Source organism: Pokkaliibacter sp. MBI-7, from assembly GCF_029846635.1.
In the GTDB taxonomy this organism is placed as follows: domain Bacteria; phylum Pseudomonadota; class Gammaproteobacteria; order Pseudomonadales; family Balneatricaceae; genus Pokkaliibacter.
In genome coordinates, this window is the sequence record NZ_JARVTG010000001.1 from 1,286,421 (window position 1) to 1,303,739 (window position 17,319).

Here is a 17,319-nt window from a genome sequence, read left to right on the forward strand (position 1 = left end):
GCAGGAGCAGCCCATGGCCTGCGCTCAGTTGATCATCGGCCGGTGTTCAGGCCGCACCGCGTGAACCTGTTACGCCAGCCTCCCCCGCTTCGGCGACAACCGGCAGCGGCATCTGCATCTGCCGTGACTCGCCCATCAGAAAGGCGCGGTTATCGTCCATGCTCTGCTTGAGGTAATCCCACAGCACGGTGATCCGTGCCAGTCGCCGCCGGTCTGCCGGGGCGGTCAGCCAGAAGCTGCGCACCAGATCAATGTCCTGCTCAAGCAGTGGCAGCAGCTGCTCATTCCGTGAAGCCAGAAAGCACGGCAGGATGGCCACCCCCAGCCCCTCGCAGGCGGCGGTGTACTGAGAGATCACACTGGTACTGCGAAAACTCGGCAGACTGTCAGGAATGATCGAGCGCATGTAATTCAGCTCATCGGTAAACAGCAGATCCTCGACATAGCTGATCAGGGTATGACGGGCCAGATCGCGGCGCTTGCGAATGGGCGGATGCTGCTGCAGGTAATCACGGCTGGCATACAGCCTGAGACGGTAATCACACAGCTTCGACACCACCAGACTGGCGTGCTCCGGGCGCTCCACCGAGATCGCCAGATCGGCCTCATTGCGGTTGAGATTGACGATACGTGGCAGGGGCATCAGATCGACATTGATGGCCGGGTACTGCAGGCAGAAATGGGCCAGCTGCGGGGCGATGACAAAGTGGCCAAAACCTTCGGTCGTACCCAGCCGTACGTTACCGTACAGCTGGCGGTTTTGCCCGCCAGCCTCCTCCAGCGCCTGATTGACGAACTGCTCCATCTGCTCGGCACGCTCCAGCAGCTGGGCCCCCGCCACAGACAGGGTGTAGCCCTGGGCATCACGCTCAAACAACTGGGTCGACAGCCGCTCCTCGAAGCGGCGGATACGCCGTGAAACGGTGGAATGATCAAGACCAAGACGGCGGGCGGCATCGACCAGACGGCTGCAGCGCGCGGTTTCCAGAAAGATGCGCAAATCATCCCAATCGGACATACCCCCTCCTCAGACCCAGCTGACAATCTGCCCTCTGTGCACCATTCGCTCTGCCACCGTGCAGGCATGACCGGATACGCTGCAGGCCCTACGTGACATAGTCTGGCGCGACATGTGTGCAAATTTGCATATTTGGTTTGAATTTTTGCAGGTTGCCCGTTCAGCTCCCCCCTGTCTACTATCCAAAGGGCTACAAGCAAACAAACAGCGGTCAGATAAGAATAAAAATCAACCGTACCCGGGAGCCTGCCAACCGACACAGGAACTCCCTGTCACACAACCCAGAGCCCAAAGATGGCCCGTTGTGTGCTCTCAGAAACAGAGTCTCGCCAGCCGGGTACTCGCAAAAAACCGACGCTACGCCAAAACACGACACGACAACCAGAAGTTAGATATCGAAGGACAACGTATCCGGCTCACAAGGCAGGATGCGCACTGTTACCCGAGGCAAGGCAGTTTCAAGGTGTGAAGAGCAACGGCACGACCCTCATGTGCCACAGCGCAGCCACGCCTGTTCACCGGCGCCCCCTCCCACAGTGCTTCGATACACACCGGCCCAACGGACCGGTGTCAGGCGTATCACGACCGTCGGGTGTTCACACCCTTCAATCACAGTGATGAGTTCATACCTGCATCGGTATGACGCAGTAAGTCAGTGCAACCTTGAACCATAAAAATAAATACGGAAGGAGTACGAACATGAAATACAGTGCGATCCGCTACGGCTTTCCTCTCGCCGCAGGGCTGAGTCTGGCCATAGCGGCTACGGTCGTGCAGGCCGATGGACCGAAGTCCATGGATGTCGCCAGTACCTTCGCCACCACCAACTTCCTCGGTGCCGGTGCCAAGCATCTGGCCGAGCAGATCGACATCACCACCGGCGGTGCGGTGAAGCTGCGCGTGCACGAACCCGGTGATCTGGTGCCGCCGTTTGAAGTGTTCAACTCGGTATCCTCCGGTGCGGTCGATGCCGGCTGGGACTGGATCGGTTACTGGGCAGGTACGGTGCCGGTCACCAACCTCTACGGTGCACTGCCTTTTGGCCCCACTCCGGATGCCTTCATGTCGTGGATGTGGGCAGGCGACGGCACCAAGCTGCTGCAGTCCGCCTATGACCAGTACAACGTTCATGTGCTGCCCTGCTTCATTTCTCCGCAGGAAACCGGCGGCTGGTACAACAAGGAAATCAACAGCGTGGAAGACTTCAAGGGTCTGCGCATGCGGATTTCCGGGCTGGGTGCCAAGGTACTGAGCAAGCTGGGGGCTTCCACCCAGCTGATCCCCGGCAATGAAATCTATCTGGCGCTGGAACGTGGCCGTATCGATGCCACCGAGTTCTCCATCCCGCAGGTGGATCAGGCCATGGGCTTCAACGAGATCGCCAAGTACTACTACTTCCCCGGCTGGCACCAGTCGGCCAGCTGGTTCTCCTTTATCGTCAACAAGGATGTCTGGGACAAATACAGCGACGAGCGCAAAGCCCAGATGGAAACGGCCTGCCGCTCTACCCTGCAGTGGTCCATGGCCGGTGCCGCCGAGAAACAGGTACAGATCATCGACGAGCTGAAAGCCAAGGGTGTGGAAGTCCGCCGCTTCCCCGATCCGGTGCTGAAGGCACTGCGCTCCACCTGGGATGAGGTGCGCGCCGAGGAAGAGAAAACCAATCCTCGCTTCAAGGAAGCCTACGAGTCGCTGATGAAGTACGTCGACCTCAACGACCAGTGGTACAAGCTGCAGGAGTTGCCACGTGACTGAACCAACCTGGCGCTCCAGTAGCGCCAGGGCATTAACTGCCCTGGCGCGGCCGCTGATGGCTTCGGGAGAGTGGGTTGGCAAGGTTTCCAGCTGGCTGGTCATCGGAGTGGCACTGCTGGTACTGACCACGGTGCTGCTCAATGCGCTGGGAATCAACGAAGTTGCCCGGTGGCAGGACAAAGTCCTGCTGCTGGGCGATGCCATCACCATCAACAGCGTGACCGAAATGCAGTGGCATCTGTTCGGTCTGCTGACTCTGCTGGGCGGCACCTATGCTCTGCACCATGACACCCATGTGCGGGTCGATCTGGTCTATCACGGTCTGAGTCAGCGCAACCGCGCCATCATCGACGTGCTCGGTCACCTGATCTTCCTGCTGCCTTTCTGTGTGCTGATTGCCTGGCTGTCACGGCATTTCGTCGAGATGTCGTTTGTCTCCCACGAGCAGTCCAACTATGGCGGCCTGACCGACCGCTGGATCATCAAGGCAGCACTGCCACTGGGCTTGCTGTTCCTCGCCGTCAACGCGCTGGGACAGGTGCTGGAAAATATCGCCTTTTTGCTCGATCCCACGCAGTTCCCGGATCGTCTGGAGAAAGCTCATGCTGGATGAGTATGGTCTGCCCATCCTGATGGTGGTTGCCCTGCTGGTCACCCTGTTCACCGGCTACCCGGTGGCCTTCCTGCTCGGCGGGCTGGGCATCGTCTTTGCCTTTATCGGGGGCATCAATCTGGCCTTTCTCGGCACCGTATCGTCGCGCATCTTCGGCGGAGTGATCGAGAACTGGCTGATGATCGCCATCCCGCTGTTTGTGTTCATGGGGCTGATGCTGGAAAAGTCCGGCGTCGCGCGCAATCTGCTGCTGACCCTGCAACGGCTGTTTGGCCGGGTGCACGGCGGGCTGGCGATTTCGGTGGCGCTGCTGGGTATCGTCATGGCCGCCAGCACCGGCATCATCGGCGCGTCGGTGGTGATGCTGGGCCTGCTGGCACTGCCGGTGATGCTCAAACAGAACTATAAGCCGGAAGTGGCCTGCGGCATCATCGCCGCCTCGGGCACCCTCGGCATTCTGATTCCACCGTCAATCATGCTGGTGCTGATGGGGTCGATCATGCAGATTTCGGTCGGTGCGCTGTTCAAGGCCGCACTGGTCCCAGGCCTGCTGCTCGGTGCCCTCTATGTGCTGTATCTGACCATCATCGGCAAGCTGCGGCCTGACTGGGCGCCCCTGCCGGATGAAAACGCCGAAGATGTCGATACCACCCCGCTGGCGGCGGCACTGGCTCGTGACCTGCTTGGCCCGGTGATCCTGATCGCCGCCGTACTGGGTTCGATCATGGCCGGCATTGCCACGCCGACCGAGGCCGCGGCCATCGGTGCCGCAGGCTCGATGCTGCTGGCGCTGTTTGCCCGCACGCTCAACCTCGGCACGCTGCGCGATGTCATGCGCGACACCTCCCGCACCAGCGCCATGATTCTGTTTGTGGTGGTCGGCGCTACCTGCTTCAGCGTGGTGTTCAAGCGCCTCGGTGGCGACATCATGATCGAAGAAATGATCACCGGTACCGGCCTCGGCCCTTATGGCCTGTTGCTGCTGGTGATGGGGCTGATCTTCTTCCTCGGTTTCTTCCTCGAATGGATCGAAATCAGCTTTGTGGTGCTGCCGCTGCTGGTGCCGGTGATTGCCAAGCTGGACTTCGGGCTGGGGCTGTCCAGTCAGGCCATTCTGGTGTGGTTCGCGGTGCTGGTGGCGGTCAATCTGCAGACCAGCTTCCTCACCCCGCCGTTTGGTTATGCGCTGTTCTACCTCAAGGGCATTACCCACGGTGAAATCAGCATCGGCATGATCTACCGCTCGATCATTCCCTTCGTGCTGTTGCAGGTGCTGGGGCTGATTCTGTGCATTCTGTTCCCTTCACTGGTGCTGTGGCTGCCGGGTATGACCGGCAGCGGTTAGCAACCGCCTGACGCCAACCTGCCAGCGCCCGCCCTCTGCGGGCGCTGTGCGTTATCCTGCCCGATCAGGCAGGTGGTCTCAGCAGTTCACTATGGTAGGATGCCCCACCTCAAGGTGCCGATGGATCAGCGCCACTTTACTGCTACAAGGAACGTACGATGAGTAATCCCAATTCCTGCCCTACTCCCAATGGCCTCGCGGTCACCAGCAATCCTGCCGGTCAGCCCTACCTTGACGAACTCACCCCCATCGCCGAATACATGGCCAGAGAGATCAGCACTAACCTGCGTTCTCCTGACGTGCGGGCGATGAAACACCTGAACCATTCCGCTGACTACTTTCTCAATCATGCCCGTGAAATGAAAAACTGGGGTTTAGGGGAGTTACTGGACTGGGGTAAAGACAAGGCCAAAGGACTGACAGCCCGAGAGGCCGCCATGATGATCTGGACCATAAAGGTGGCACAGGACAGCAGCTGGGATCACAAGCCCATTATTGGCCGCTGTTTTCATCCGCGAGATCCGCAGGCTCAGCACTATCATGCATGGAAGGATCGTCGTTACTTCTACGACATTTGGTCCAATATTCACTATGGGTTTATTGGCGCAGCGGCTGGATTTACCCGCTCTCAGTTGTCCGATGGGGCAGGTCTTGAACAGATTGGTAGTACCGTCATCGCTCGACAGCTACCTCGCCGCTCCGCCCCCTATACAGGCAAGCTGCGTGACTTTGATGGAGAGAATGATCGCATTTGCGTCCAGCTTGGAATCAGTCTGTACTCAAGATTCCCTGCTGGACCGACCGCCAAAGAGCTAGTTGATAGCATCATTAACAGTGCTGTGCAGTACAGCCCTCCAAAGCCTTGAGGAGGAGTGGACTATGAAATATGTGCTGGGAATTATCGTAGGGGTGCTGGGCTACATCTGGTTTACTTATAGCCCTGATGGCCCTGTTAGCTATGTAGAAGTTGAGTTTGTTGCCCCTGATGATCACGTACCTCTTTATAGTGTTTCGATAACGTCAGGGGGAGATAAAAGTGCACTGGGTAACATCTCTCCAGGTGAGACCCAGTCGACCCGGATTTACCCCAAAGATGCAACCGACAATGAGCTTCATGTCTGGGCCAACCTCCGGGCGGACCAGCAGCCAACGCAAGTCGGTTGGGTGGGTCAACGCTATTACCCTCCCGGCACTGCTTTCCGCACTCATATCCAGATTGATCAGAACGGTAAAGTGATTGCCGAGAAGTCGTGCAAGCTACCCTGCTCGTTTGACTGAATCTGACGACTAAATGGGTATCTGCGAATGGATACCCATTTCTTTTCCTCAGGACTAAAACGAACGCCACCAGCACTGCACAGTGGCTCACTGACGTACCGAAGATGAAATATCTGATTGGAATTGGCGCAGCACTGCTTGCCGCACTGTGGTGGTATCACTTCCCTGCCAGGCCGGTAAGTTATGTAGAAGTGGAGTTTGTTGCTCCTGTGGGAAGTCCTCCTCTCAATGAAGTGTCGATTACCTCTGGAGTAGATAAAACGCGCCTAGGCAATATTCAGCCAGGTGAAACCAAGACGGCCCGTCTTTACCCGGCTGAAGGATCCGACAATCAGGTTGGCCTGATTATTGTCCGCTCCCTCATCAACACAGATGACTTATCTGCTATCACTCCCAACGATTGGGAAGGATGGATGGGTCAACGCTATTACCCTCCCGGCACTGCGTTCCGCACCCATATCCAGATTGATCAGAACGGCAAGGTGATTGCCGAGAAGTCGTGCAAGCTACCCTGCTCGTTTGACTGAATCTGACGACTAAATGGGTATCTGCGAATGGATACCCATTGCTTTCCTTCACTACTCAAACGAACGCCACCAGCACTGCACAGTGGCTCACTGACGTACCGCACATGAAATATCTGATTGGAATTGGCGCTGCTCTTCTTGCCTCAGTTTGGTGGTACTACTTGCCGCCGGGACCTGTGTGCTATGTAGAAGTGGAGTTTGTGGCTCCCAAAGGGACTGTGCCACTGCGGACTGTTGAAGTTATGTCCGGTCCTGGCAAAAGCGTGCTCACCGACATTGAACCGGGCGAGACGCAAACCACAACGGTTTACCCTGAAGACTCAACCGGGAACGAAGTGAGCCTTTTTATATTTCCAACCCCTGATGGCTCCAAGAAGAACATAGGCTGGGGAGGCCAACGCTATTACCCTCCCGGCACTGCGTTCCGCACCCATATCCAGATTGATCAGAATGGCAAAGTGATTGCCGAGAAGTCGTGCAAGCTACCCTGCTCGTTTGACTGAATCTGACGACTAAATGGGTATCTGCGAATGGATACTCATTGCTTTCCCTCAGGACGATAACGACCACCCGTATTTTCTCTGTCGCTTCTGCCAGTACGCCGTCAGCCAGTGGGGTTTCGGTGACGTCAGAAGGAGATCAGCGCCGCCCTGACGTCCTCGACCAGCGGTTCCAGCGCCAGCGGCAGGCGGGTATCGATACGGATGACCTTGCCCAGCGCCACAGGCCGGTCATATTCCGCCAGCATGGCGTCGGTCCGCTCGGCAAGAGGATGGGCGCCATGCTGCTGACCGCTCGCCGCCCGCAGACTGAAGCGCCGCTGGGTTTCCTCCCGGCCACACTCGCAGTGCACCTCCACCACCGTCGCCGCCAGGCTCAGCAACTGACGCCGTTCATAGTCGCTGTAAGGGCGGAAGTTGGCCTCAAGCACGACACAGGGAGCATTGCGGGCCAGTGTCCACAGGAGTTCCATGGCGGCAGCGCCAAGGCGACGGGAAGCCGCAAGGTCACCCCCGGCGTCACCCAGCACGTCAGTCAGCGTCTCCTTGATGAAATCCTTGCAGAACAGCGGAAAGCCCAGCTGTGCTGCCAGCAGTACGGCCAGAGTGGTTTTCCCCGCCCCCGGCGCTCCCGAGACAATCACAAATTGCCGCTGCACTGTCTCCTTTTGCTGCTGCATAGCGCCCTCCCCACAGGTTGCGTGCCTTTACTGAGCATAGCCCCAACTTTATCCGGCCATCGGCTGCCCGCCTGGCAGGCTGTTGAAAAACGTCATCGAGGCCGCCGAGACAAGGAAATACCCCGAGGGCACAAACAACAGGCGAAAAAGCGGAGTGTAGTGAACTCAATGAGCATTTGACTCGCATTGCTCGCCCCTTCGGGGCCGCGCTAAAGCACGCTCAGCCTTTGGCGGTGAGCCTGTTTTTGACGCGGTATTCGGCAACGCAGATAGATTTTCAACAACCTGCGAGAACGCCATGCACCGGCACCATTATCACCGCTCAGGCAAAGTGTGCTTTTACCTCCTCCACTGCCTGTTGCCAGGCAGCCTGACGCAGCTGCGGATCAGGCATGGCGGTGCTTTCCACATAGAAGAACTGCACCTGATGCAGGCCGATCACTTCCAGCACCGCCTTGAGATAAGGCGTCATAAAATCCGGCTGACGGCCACCGCGCAGCCGCCCGCCGGTGGAAATGGCCACATACACCGGGCGGTCGCTGAGCGTGCCGACCTTCCCTTCCGCCGTCGCCACAAAGGTGTGGCGTATACGCACCACGTGATCAATCCAGGCCTTGAGCGCAGACGGCACCGTGAAGTTGTGCATCGGCGCGGCCAGTATCAGTGCATCGGCAGCACGCAGCTGACTGATCAGCTGATCCGACAGGGGCAGCGAGCCATCAGCCTCCGCCGGGTCCTCACCACCGCGCAGGGCTGCCGAGTAGGGGGCGTCGGGATGGGGCAGGCTGTCAGCGTGCACATCATCGATAGCCACCGCGGTATCGCCCTGCTGACTGAGCCAGTGATCAACGATCAGCTGTGACAGCTGGTAGCTCGCAGCTTCCGTGCCACGGGCACTGCTATGGATACGAAGAATATTCATACTGATGTATCTCCCAACACTTTGCTGAAACGGATAGCCCCGGTAAGCAACCCCTGACGAAAGTAAAAACGCTGAGCCAGCGCGTTGCTGAGACCGGTATCCAGCACCAGTTTTTCGCAACGCTCGAAGCGGGCAATGTCCTCCAGCTCCTGCAGCAGTCTGGCGCCCCACTGACCGCCGCGGCAGCGTCCGGTCACCACCAGATCATCGACATACAGGAAGCGGCCATAGATCAGATTTTCCTGCAGCCGGTAACCGGCCAGGGCGATGATCTCGCCATGCTGCCAGACGGCCAGCAGCTGATAGTGCTGCTGACGCTGGCGTTGCAGGCGCGCCAGATAGTCTTCCTCACTGTGCAGCATTGGCCGTAACTCCTGCATGACGGCAAAGCTGGCACGCCATTCCGACTCGGAATTGAGATGACGCAGCAGATAGTCAGCAGGGGTGGGCTCCTCCGCCAGCACAGCGGAATCGGGGGCGATATAGGGGTGCAGGCTCATACTCGGCTCTCCTCTGAACGGCATAACGGGCGCAGGTGATGCAGTGTTCCCGCCACCGTCCTTGTGCGGTGGCTGATGTGGACTATGCTAGTTCGCCGGTGACATAGCAGAAGTACCATAAAACCTGTTTTGGACTGGGCCATGAACAATAACCATCCCCCCGCAGGCACCCCTACAGAGACCCTGATCAGTCTGTCGGGCAACGACTCACGGCCACTTTACCGGCAAGTCTACGAACGTATCCGTGATGCCATCAGCGACGGCACCCTGAAACCCGGTGACCGCATTCCGTCGGCCCGCGCACTGGCAAAAGAACAGGGTGTGGCCCGCGGCACCATCGAAGAAGCCTATGGCCTGCTCAATGCCGAGGGTTATATCCAGTCACGCGGACAGGCAGGCACCTTTATTTCTCAGGTACTCAAACCCGCCACCGTCAGCACGCCCGCCACGCCTCCGGCCACCCAGCTATTCAGTGAAGACAACTGGTCGCGCCCACCGGAGATCATGCCGTTCCAGCTCGGCGTACCGGCGCTGGATGCCTTCCCGCGGAAAATCTGGGCACGGCTGGGCGCACGCTATCTGCGCTCCATTCAGCCCATGGAGCTGGTCTACCCTGCCGCCGAAGGGCTGCAAAGCCTGCGCACCGCGCTGGCCGCCTACCTGCAGGTGGCACGCGGCATCCAGTGCACCGCCGCCAATATCTTCATCACCAGCGGCTACATCAACAGCCTGCAGCTGGTGCTGCAAACCCTGCTCAGCGCAGGCGATCAGGTGTGGGTGGAAAACCCCGGTTATCCGCCTTCTCGGGGCGTACTGAAAAGCATCGGGCTGCAACTCGCTCCGGTGGCGGTAGACGAGGAAGGGTTGAATGTAGTGCAGGGTCTGCAACAGGCCGCTCACGCCCGCGCCGCCATCGTCACGCCAGCCCATCACAGCCCGCTCAGCGTGTCGCTGTCACTGGCCCGGCGTCTGCAGTTGCTGGACTGGGCCAGCACCCGGCAAAGCTGGATCATCGAGGATGATTACGATGGCGAATACCGCTATGTCAGCCGGCCATTACCGGCCCTGAAAAGCCTGGATCGCGATGGCCGGGTGCTCTACCTCGGCACCTTCAGCAAGGTGCTGTTCCCGGCATTGCGACTGGCTTATGTGGTGGTGCCGGAGGCGCTGACCGATGCCTTCCGCCGCAACTGTCAGATTTTCGCCGGCCACGCGCCGATGATGACGCAAAGCATCGTCAGCAGCTTTATGGAGGAAGGCCACTTCGCCCGCCATATCCAGCGCATGCGCAGGCTCTACAGCGAACGCCGCAGCCATACCCTGCAAGGCCTGCAACAGGCACTGGGTGAGCGGGTGAACTTTATTCCGCAGCCGGGAGGAATGCATTTGCTGGCACGCATTCCGGGCTGCAATGACCGTGAGCTGGCCCAGCGTATGCGTGAACAGGGTCTCAGCGCCCAGCCGCTGTCGACCTTCAGGGTGGAGGGGCCGGTCAGTGACACCCTGCTGCTGAGCTTTACCAATATCAGCTCGGCGCAGCAGGCGGAGACCTATGGCAGGCACCTGCTGGCGCTGCTTTAACAGGCTGTTAAGCCGGACCAGTAAAGGCATGCAACGCGGTGATCTTAGTGGTGCGATAGCAGCCCTGGTCAACAGCCATCGCACCGGGTACAGAACGCGCCTGTATCGTTACACCAGACCTGCCTTATCCAGCCCATAGGCCGCATCCGCTGACCCCGGCACGGCCTTGAAGCCAATGCTGATGCGGTTCCAGCCGTTGATGATGGCGATCAGGAAGGTAATGGCAGACAGCTCTTCTTCCGACAGCTGCTCACGCACAATGGCATAGGTGGCATCATCGACACCGTGCTCCGGCAGGCGGGTCAGCACCTCCGTCCACAGCAGGGCGGCACGCTCACGGGCACTGAACAGTGCCGACTCGCGCCAGATGGCGATATGGTGCACACGCAACTCACGCTCGCCGTGAATCCTGGCTTCCTTGACGTGCATGTCGAGGCAGAATCCGCAGCCGTTCAGCTGTGAGGCACGGATGGTGATCAGGTCGCCCAGCTGCTGAATGGCAGGATGCTGTTTGACGGCGTTGTTGGCGTCCAGATAGGTTTTGAACAGTGCGGGAGTGGCCTGAATGTAATCAATGCGCTGGCTCATGGTGTAACTCGCTCTGAGTGATGGGGGAAGCGTTCAGGTCCGGCTTATGGCCTCGCCTGCTGTTGCGCCCATCATCCTGCGATATGGCTCAGTGCTTAAGGACCAAGAACAGCCTTCCGCACTGGGCCATATTATCGGGAGTACATCTCACTCTGCTGGACCTCGGCCACACCTCTGCGGGCCAGTGTTCGCCGCTACTTTTCAGCTACCTGATACGGGTCAGCTATCTGATACGGGTCAGCGGCCTGATACGGCTCCACCTGCTGACGCAGGCGCTGCAGGGCCGTAATAAAGAAATCGATAAAGGCGTTGATACGCAGTGAGCCACGCTGGTTGGGCAGATAGAGCGCCGACACCTGCGAGCGGGCATTGTTGGGATTGACCTCATAGTCGGCAAACAGCCGCTGCAGGCGCCCTGCCGCCACATCGGCACTGACCAGCCAGTCTGATATCAGTACGATGCCGGCATCGGCCAGCACTGCCGCCCGCAGTATCTCGGCATTGTTGCTGCGATAACTGCCATTGACGGCAATGCGCTGCTCTTCCTGCTGGCGGCGGAAGGTCCACACCTGACGCAGGTCGCGGCTGTTGGCATTCACGTAGTTGAAACGCAGGCAACGGTGATCCGGCAGATCTGCCGGCAGTCGCGGCTCACCGTGGGCAGCCAGATAAGCGGGGCTGGCCACCACCCAGCGCTGATAGCCACTGATGGTGCGGCTGACAACGCCGTCCATGGGCGCCGGGGCACCCAGCCGGATGGCCAGATCAATACTGTCGCCGAGCAGATCGCTGATGCTGTCGGAGACGGTGATATCCAGCTCCAGCCGCGGATAACGCCGGATAAACTCGCCCAGATGGGGAGCAATCACATCGCGGCCAAGGGTGGTCGGCAGTGACACCCGCAACGGCCCGGACGGCTCGCTGCCACTGTCTCGCACCTGCTCATCCGCATCGGCCAGCTCATCAAGAATGCGCCGGGCCTGCTGGTAATACACCTCACCGGCTTCGGTGACGGTCACCTGACGGGTGGAGCGATTGAGCAGCACCGTGCCCAGCTCCTGCTCCAGTGCGCTGACCATGCGGGTCACCGACGAGGTAGCCAGATCCAGCCGGCGTGCCGCGGCCGAAAAGCCCCCGGCCTCGACCGTCGCCAGAAACATCTTCAATGCCAGTAACTTATCCATGCACAGGCCACCTGTAGCGTTACGAACGAGCCTGCCGACCATGCCAGCAAAACGCCAGCAGGGCCAGTGCCGGTACCGCGGTGCCTGCCATGGCTACGGTGTGCCAGCCACCACTGTGATAGAGGGTAGCAGCAAATACCGAGCCCAGCGCCCCGCCCACAAAGATGCTGGTCATGTAGATAGCATTGAGACGGGCACGGCTTTTCGGGTCCAGTGCGTAGATCGCACGCTGACCGAGCACCATGTTCATCTGCACCGCGAAGTCGAGCAGCACGCCCGTGATCGCCAGCGCTACCACCGATACACCCAGAGGCAACAGACCGACCGCCATGGCCAGCACCGCCAGCACCAGTGCCACCGTCGTGGCCTTGCCGGTATGCCCGGCATCGGCCAGCCGTCCGGCAATGGGAGCTGACGCAGCACCTACCGCACCAATCAGGGCAAACACGGCGATGGCACTCTGGCTCAGGCCGTGGCTCTGCGCCAGCTCCAGCGGTACGGCGGTCCAGAACAGACTGAAGGTGGCAAACATCAGCCCCTGATACAGCGAGCGCTGACGCAGAATCGGCTGACTGCGCAGCAGCACACCCAGTGAGCCCAGCAGCTGCCCATAGCTGGAGCGGTGGCTTGGCTCATGGCGTGGCAGCGTCGTGGCCATCACCACGATGATCAGCAGCATCAGTGCCGTCGCAGTGAAATACACCGTGCGCCAGCCAAAATGGTCAGCAATCAGGCTGGACACCGGCCGGGCCAGCAGAATCCCCAGCAGCAGACCACTCATGATATTGCCGACGATGCGCCCGCGACTCTGCTCTGGGGCCATATGGGCGGCCATCGGGATCAGCATCTGCACCGCGACCGAGCTGATCCCTACCAGCAGAGAAATGGCCAGAAACCACTGCGGCTGTGACGTCAGTGCCGCCGCCAGCAGGCTGATACTGGACACCACCGCAGTGCCGATCATCAGTTTGCGGTTTTCGATCAGGTCGCCCAGCGGCACCAGCAACAGCAGGCCAAGGGCATAGCCAATCTGGGTCAGGGAGACAATCAGACTGGCGGCATCGGCAGACAGCCCCACCGACGGTGCAATCAGGGCGATGATGGGCTGTGAATAATAAAGGTTGGCGACAATGGCGCCGCAACAAAAGGCGAACAGCCACACCAGCCCCTGAGTAAGAGGCGCGTGGGCGGGAGTCACTGGCGCAGTCTGCGACAGGCTGGAAGGTGTATTGCTCATGGTCGTTCCCTGGCTGGGGGTACCTGCAGCAGCTGGCGTCGACGTGACCACACCGGCAGCAACAGACCCCGAGCACTGCAAATACTTCATTCAATAAAAGGTTCAGTCAGACACGTCAGCGGACTTTAGCAGATGGCATCCACCGGCAAGGGCGGGTAATCGGTATAGCCCTGCGCGCCGCCGCCGAAATACAGACTGGCATCACTGCTGTTGAGCGCTGCGCCGAGACGAAAGCGCAGCGGTAAATCCGGGTTACTGATAAAGGGCCGGCCAAAGGCGATGATATCCGCCCGCCCCTCAGCCAGCGCCTTCTCCGCACTGGCCTGATCATAGCCACCGGCCAGTATCAGCACGCCCCGATAGCGGGTGCGCATCGTGAGGATAAGGTAGTCCCACGCCGGATCATGCTGCGGGTCTTTCTCCACCCCCACCATGGCCGGCTCAACCAGATGCAGATAGGCCAGCCCGCGCTCACTCAGCTGATCGGCAATAACGCCAAAGGTGGTCAGCGGCGAGCGGTCACCCATGCCCATAAAGCGCCCCATCGGTGTCAGACGCACGCCGACCCGCGCGGCACCGATCTCATCCGCAATGGCATCCACCACCTCCAGCAGCAGGCGGCTGCGGTTCTCCACGCTGCCGCCGTAACGGTCATCACGCAGGTTGGAGCGGGAGTTGATGAACTGATCCAGCAAATAACCATTACCGGCGTGAATCTCAACCCCATCCATGCCGGCATCGACCGCATTTCGCGCCGCCTGACGATAATCCTTGATGATGGACGCGATACCCGCCAGGGTCAGCGCCTGAGGCACCGGCACATCACTCCATATCCCCCGGCCCTGCGCATCGACAATGAAGGTCTTGCCCGGCGCCGCCTGGGCACTGGGTGCTACCGGCAGCGCCCCTTCCGGCTGGAACTGCGGATGCGACACCCGGCCGGTGTGCCACAGCTGCAGGAACATGCGGCCCCCTTCCTGGTGCACGGCATCCGCCACCTGCCGCCAGCCAGCAATCTGCTCAGCACTGTGAATGCCGGGCGTCCAGGCATAGCCCTGCCCCTGCTGAGAAATCTGTGTGGCCTCGCTGATGATCAGCGCCGCACTGGCACGCTGGCGGTAATACTCCACATTCAGGGCCGTTGGCACATTGCCGGGCTGACCGGCACGGGAACGGGTCAGCGGTGCCATGGCGATACGGTGTGGCAACGACAGATGGCCAAGGGTGATGGGATTGAATAGTAGTGAGCTCATAGTCTTACTCCACAAGAGGAATGCAGTTCAGAACAGCGTGCTGCTCTGGCTTGTGGATAAAGTACGGAGACAGCGCCGCAGGCAGAATCCGCCAGCGGCACAAATGAGCTTTGCGCAAAACGCAAAAGCCAGTAATGGTGAGGCCTGCAGCCGTGCTAATCAGAGGAGCACGCGCTGTCAGCCGGGCAGGATCACCGTCGCCAGCAACCCGCCCTGTGGACGATTACTCAGACTCAGGGTGCCGCCGTGCGCTTCAATATTGGAGCGCGCTATGGCTAACCCGAGGCCCACGCCACCGCTGTCACGATTACGATCAGCATCGGGCCGGGCGAATGGCTCAAACACCCGCTCCAGCCAGTCAGCGGCAATGCCGGGGCCATCATCGGCTACCGTGATCATCAGGCTGTCAGCCTCCTGCTGCACAGCCAGCTCGATGTGCTGACCGTAGCGCCGGGCATTATCCAGCAGATTGCCCAGGGCCCGCTTCAGCACCAGCGGCCGGCAGCGATAGCGGAGGCCAGCCGGTATCAGGCAGTGAATGGGCTGCCCGAGCAGCTGCCGCTCCTCTGCCAGTTGCTGCAGCAGCTGCGCAAGGTCGATGGTCGAGGTGGCTTCACCGGCACCGTCGTCACGGGCAAAACGCAGAGTTTCATCCATCATCTGCCCCATTTCCCTGAGGGTGCGCGTCATACTGCTGCGCAGCGCATCATCGTCGATCAGTTCGGTACGCAACCGCAGCGAGGTAATCGGCGTGCGAAAGTCATGGCTGATAGCCGCCAGCATCTGCGTACGGTCGGAGACAAAACGTCGCAGGCGCTCCTGCATGGTGTTGAACGCCTGCGCCAGCTCGCGCAGTTCGCGTGGCCCGCTCTGCGCCAGTAGCGCCATCGGCTCACCCCGGCTGAGCTGCTCGGCAGCCCGGCTCAGCTCGCGCAGTGGCCGCAGCAGCCGACGGGCAAACAGCGTCACCAGAATCAGAATCGGCAAGCCGCTGGCCAGCAGAGTGGGCAGGAAGTGATGCAGCCAGGAATTACGCACAAAAGGCCATAACGTCGCCTGTAGCCACTGACCATCCGCCAGTGCCACAAAGACCTCCAGCGCTACCCGCTGACGCTCCCGGTCTGTCGCCACGGTGCGTCGCGGCTGCCGTTCGAGCTGTACCATCACCGCCGCTTGTGCTGGCAGATCTTCTGCCAGCTCAGCCGCCAGCGCCTGTTCATCACTGCTCATGGTGATCTGCGGTGGCTGGCTTTGCAGGGTGAAGGAGGCATCATCACGGCTCACAGCCTGCAGCAACGCCTGACGGTCGCAGCCCTGAGTGCACTGCTGCAGCGCCTGAAAGGTGGTGGTGTAACGGGCAAACAGCGTGTCGAGGGCGAGCTGATGAATGCTGCCGTTCTGCTTACCCGTGAGCTGCAGGGCCAGCAGATGGGCCGCCAGTACCCCCAGCAGCAGGATGGCAATCAGCTGGCTGGCCAGGGTGTGCGGCAGACAGCGGCGCAGCAGCGGGAACAGCTTCACAGGTAGCGCTGCTCCACGGCGGCAGTAAACAAATAGCCGTTGCCCCAGGCAGTACGCAGCAGCTGACGGCTGTCATCACCCAGTTTCTTGCGCAGGCGGCTGATATGGCTGTCGACGCTGCGGTCAAACACCTGATCGTTATCGCGGTCGATCAGCGCCAGCAGCTGGTCACGGCTCAGCACCCGGTTGGGGTGTTCGACAAAGGCCAGCAGCAGGCGGAACTCCACCGGGCTCAGCTCCACCCGGTCGCCATCCTGCGCCTGCAATTCGTGGCGACTGGCATTCAGGCACCACTGCTCGAAGGTATAAGCCTGCTCCCGACCGCGACGGCTGCGCGGCTCCTGCACCCGGCGCAGGATCACCCGGATGCGGGCCAGCAGCTCACGAGGCTCAAAGGGTTTGACGATATAGTCATCGGCGCCCATCTCCAGCCCAACAATGCGGTCGGCACTGTCAGCCACCGCCGTCAGTAGAATCACCGGAATCCCCAGATGCTCATAGACATGGCGGCACAGGGTCAGGCCATCTTCACCAGGCATCATCACATCGAGAATGATCAGATCAGCCCGCCGGGCGGCCAGCTGCGTGCGCATCTCTTCGCCATTGGCAGCGGTGCTGACCTGCATGCCATAGCGACGCAGGTAGGCCGCCAGCGGATCACGGATATCGGCGTGGTCATCCACCACCAGGATATGGGTTGGGTCATGCATGGAAGGAAGTCTGGGGTCGGCTGCAATAATTCCGCAAATTCTAGACAAACTTCCGCACAAGTAAATGCGTATCCTTCTCACTTTCAAGAGTCCGCCACCTGACTGAA

The 17,319-nt window shown here is 60.1% G+C and carries 18 protein-coding genes; 8 read left to right on the forward strand and 10 right to left on the reverse strand.

All coding sequences use genetic code 11. The features are described 5' to 3' along the window. Window positions 1–46 precede the first annotated feature (46 nt). A complete protein-coding gene (locus QCD60_RS05765) occupies window positions 47–1,018 on the reverse strand; it encodes a LysR family transcriptional regulator (RefSeq protein ID WP_279783240.1) in 972 nt (323 codons plus the stop codon). A gap of 699 nt (window positions 1,019–1,717) precedes the next feature. Here QCD60_RS05765 and QCD60_RS05770 point away from each other — a divergent pair. The 7 genes from QCD60_RS05770 (at window position 1,718) to QCD60_RS05800 (ending at window position 7,039) form a co-directional block, all read left to right on the forward strand. Beyond that, window positions 1,718–2,773 carry a TRAP transporter substrate-binding protein gene (locus QCD60_RS05770; protein ID WP_279783242.1) on the forward strand — a complete coding sequence of 352 codons (1,056 nt, stop codon included), beginning with the start codon at window positions 1,718–1,720 and terminating at the stop codon, window positions 2,771–2,773. Then, window positions 2,766–3,386 (forward strand): TRAP transporter small permease subunit, encoded by a 621-nt coding sequence (locus QCD60_RS05775; protein ID WP_243410192.1) that lies wholly within the window; start codon window positions 2,766–2,768, stop codon window positions 3,384–3,386. The genes QCD60_RS05770 and QCD60_RS05775 overlap by 8 nt, the downstream gene beginning before the upstream one ends. After that, on the forward strand, window positions 3,376–4,731 hold the full coding sequence (locus tag QCD60_RS05780; RefSeq protein ID WP_110189096.1) for a TRAP transporter large permease subunit: 1,356 nt from the start codon (window positions 3,376–3,378) through the stop codon (window positions 4,729–4,731). Before QCD60_RS05775 ends, QCD60_RS05780 begins: the two co-directional genes overlap by 11 nt. 158 nt (window positions 4,732–4,889) lie before the next feature. Beyond that, entirely contained in the window at window positions 4,890–5,597 is a 708-nt protein-coding gene (locus tag QCD60_RS05785; protein ID WP_279783246.1) for a polymorphic toxin type 44 domain-containing protein, read from the forward strand. Window positions 5,598–5,610: 13 nt separating this feature from the next. Continuing rightward, a complete protein-coding gene (locus QCD60_RS05790) occupies window positions 5,611–6,009 on the forward strand; it encodes a hypothetical protein (protein WP_279783248.1) in 399 nt (132 codons plus the stop codon). Window positions 6,010–6,113: 104 nt separating this feature from the next. After that, window positions 6,114–6,536 carry a hypothetical protein gene (locus tag QCD60_RS05795; RefSeq protein WP_279783250.1) on the forward strand — a complete coding sequence of 141 codons (423 nt, stop codon included), beginning with the start codon at window positions 6,114–6,116 and terminating at the stop codon, window positions 6,534–6,536. Window positions 6,537–6,640: 104 nt separating this feature from the next. After that, window positions 6,641–7,039, forward strand: a complete 399-nt coding sequence (locus tag QCD60_RS05800; RefSeq protein WP_279783252.1) for a hypothetical protein — start codon at window positions 6,641–6,643, stop codon at window positions 7,037–7,039. A gap of 125 nt (window positions 7,040–7,164) precedes the next feature. Here the strand turns inward: QCD60_RS05800 and QCD60_RS05805 are convergent, their stop codons facing one another. The 3 genes from QCD60_RS05805 to QCD60_RS05815 form a co-directional block, all read right to left on the reverse strand. After that, window positions 7,165–7,716: an AAA family ATPase gene (locus QCD60_RS05805; RefSeq protein WP_279783254.1), complete on the reverse strand. Its 552-nt coding sequence runs from the start codon at window positions 7,714–7,716 to the stop codon at window positions 7,165–7,167. A gap of 322 nt (window positions 7,717–8,038) precedes the next feature. Further along, the gene (locus tag QCD60_RS05810) at window positions 8,039–8,638 is read right to left on the reverse strand and encodes an NAD(P)H-dependent oxidoreductase (protein ID WP_279783255.1); all 600 of its coding nucleotides are present in this window, start codon (window positions 8,636–8,638) and stop codon (window positions 8,039–8,041) included. Beyond that, entirely contained in the window at window positions 8,635–9,138 is a 504-nt protein-coding gene (locus tag QCD60_RS05815) for a GNAT family N-acetyltransferase (RefSeq protein ID WP_279783257.1), read from the reverse strand. The genes QCD60_RS05810 and QCD60_RS05815 overlap by 4 nt, the downstream gene beginning before the upstream one ends. A gap of 141 nt (window positions 9,139–9,279) precedes the next feature. Between QCD60_RS05815 and QCD60_RS05820 the strand changes: the two genes are divergently transcribed. Next, window positions 9,280–10,719: a PLP-dependent aminotransferase family protein gene (locus QCD60_RS05820; RefSeq protein WP_279783259.1), complete on the forward strand. Its 1,440-nt coding sequence runs from the start codon at window positions 9,280–9,282 to the stop codon at window positions 10,717–10,719. A 108-nt stretch (window positions 10,720–10,827) separates the two neighbouring features. Here QCD60_RS05820 and QCD60_RS05825 read toward each other — a convergent pair whose 3' ends face one another. The 6 genes from QCD60_RS05825 to QCD60_RS05850 all read right to left on the reverse strand — a co-directional run bounded on the left by QCD60_RS05825 (window position 10,828) and on the right by QCD60_RS05850 (window position 17,212). After that, window positions 10,828–11,307 carry a carboxymuconolactone decarboxylase family protein gene (locus QCD60_RS05825; protein WP_279783261.1) on the reverse strand — a complete coding sequence of 160 codons (480 nt, stop codon included), beginning with the start codon at window positions 11,305–11,307 and terminating at the stop codon, window positions 10,828–10,830. A 194-nt stretch (window positions 11,308–11,501) separates the two neighbouring features. Beyond that, window positions 11,502–12,491 carry a LysR family transcriptional regulator gene (locus tag QCD60_RS05830; protein ID WP_279783263.1) on the reverse strand — a complete coding sequence of 330 codons (990 nt, stop codon included), beginning with the start codon at window positions 12,489–12,491 and terminating at the stop codon, window positions 11,502–11,504. Between the two features lie 19 nt (window positions 12,492–12,510). Next, a complete protein-coding gene (locus QCD60_RS05835; protein ID WP_279783265.1) occupies window positions 12,511–13,728 on the reverse strand; it encodes an MFS transporter in 1,218 nt (405 codons plus the stop codon). Between the two features lie 125 nt (window positions 13,729–13,853). Then, window positions 13,854–14,981 (reverse strand): alkene reductase, encoded by a 1,128-nt coding sequence (locus QCD60_RS05840; protein ID WP_279783268.1) that lies wholly within the window; start codon window positions 14,979–14,981, stop codon window positions 13,854–13,856. Window positions 14,982–15,158: 177 nt separating this feature from the next. Continuing rightward, window positions 15,159–16,502 (reverse strand): ATP-binding protein, encoded by a 1,344-nt coding sequence (locus QCD60_RS05845; protein ID WP_279783270.1) that lies wholly within the window; start codon window positions 16,500–16,502, stop codon window positions 15,159–15,161. Then, entirely contained in the window at window positions 16,499–17,212 is a 714-nt protein-coding gene (locus QCD60_RS05850) for a response regulator transcription factor (RefSeq protein ID WP_279783273.1), read from the reverse strand. The genes QCD60_RS05845 and QCD60_RS05850 overlap by 4 nt, the downstream gene beginning before the upstream one ends. Window positions 17,213–17,319 lie beyond the last annotated feature (107 nt).

Bases quoted from the DNA above. Each gene is read 5' to 3' on its own strand.
- QCD60_RS05830 (WP_279783263.1), bottom strand. From the start codon at position 12,491: ATGGATAAGTTACTGGCATTGAAGATGTTTCTGGCGACGGTCGAGGCC.
- QCD60_RS05805 (WP_279783254.1), bottom strand. From the start codon at position 7,716: ATGCAGCAGCAAAAGGAGACAGTGCAGCGGCAATTTGTGATTGTCTCG.
- QCD60_RS05765 (WP_279783240.1), bottom strand. From the start codon at position 1,018: ATGTCCGATTGGGATGATTTGCGCATCTTTCTGGAAACCGCGCGCTGC.
- QCD60_RS05840 (WP_279783268.1), bottom strand. From the start codon at position 14,981: ATGAGCTCACTACTATTCAATCCCATCACCCTTGGCCATCTGTCGTTG.
- QCD60_RS05820 (WP_279783259.1), top strand. From the start codon at position 9,280: ATGAACAATAACCATCCCCCCGCAGGCACCCCTACAGAGACCCTGATC.
- QCD60_RS05800 (WP_279783252.1), top strand. From the start codon at position 6,641: ATGAAATATCTGATTGGAATTGGCGCTGCTCTTCTTGCCTCAGTTTGG.
- QCD60_RS05790 (WP_279783248.1), top strand. From the start codon at position 5,611: ATGAAATATGTGCTGGGAATTATCGTAGGGGTGCTGGGCTACATCTGG.
- QCD60_RS05815 (WP_279783257.1), bottom strand. From the start codon at position 9,138: ATGAGCCTGCACCCCTATATCGCCCCCGATTCCGCTGTGCTGGCGGAG.
- QCD60_RS05825 (WP_279783261.1), bottom strand. From the start codon at position 11,307: ATGAGCCAGCGCATTGATTACATTCAGGCCACTCCCGCACTGTTCAAA.
- QCD60_RS05770 (WP_279783242.1), top strand. From the start codon at position 1,718: ATGAAATACAGTGCGATCCGCTACGGCTTTCCTCTCGCCGCAGGGCTG.
- QCD60_RS05810 (WP_279783255.1), bottom strand. From the start codon at position 8,638: ATGAATATTCTTCGTATCCATAGCAGTGCCCGTGGCACGGAAGCTGCG.
- QCD60_RS05795 (WP_279783250.1), top strand. From the start codon at position 6,114: ATGAAATATCTGATTGGAATTGGCGCAGCACTGCTTGCCGCACTGTGG.
- QCD60_RS05835 (WP_279783265.1), bottom strand. From the start codon at position 13,728: ATGAGCAATACACCTTCCAGCCTGTCGCAGACTGCGCCAGTGACTCCC.
- QCD60_RS05780 (WP_110189096.1), top strand. From the start codon at position 3,376: ATGCTGGATGAGTATGGTCTGCCCATCCTGATGGTGGTTGCCCTGCTG.
- QCD60_RS05850 (WP_279783273.1), bottom strand. From the start codon at position 17,212: ATGCATGACCCAACCCATATCCTGGTGGTGGATGACCACGCCGATATC.
- QCD60_RS05785 (WP_279783246.1), top strand. From the start codon at position 4,890: ATGAGTAATCCCAATTCCTGCCCTACTCCCAATGGCCTCGCGGTCACC.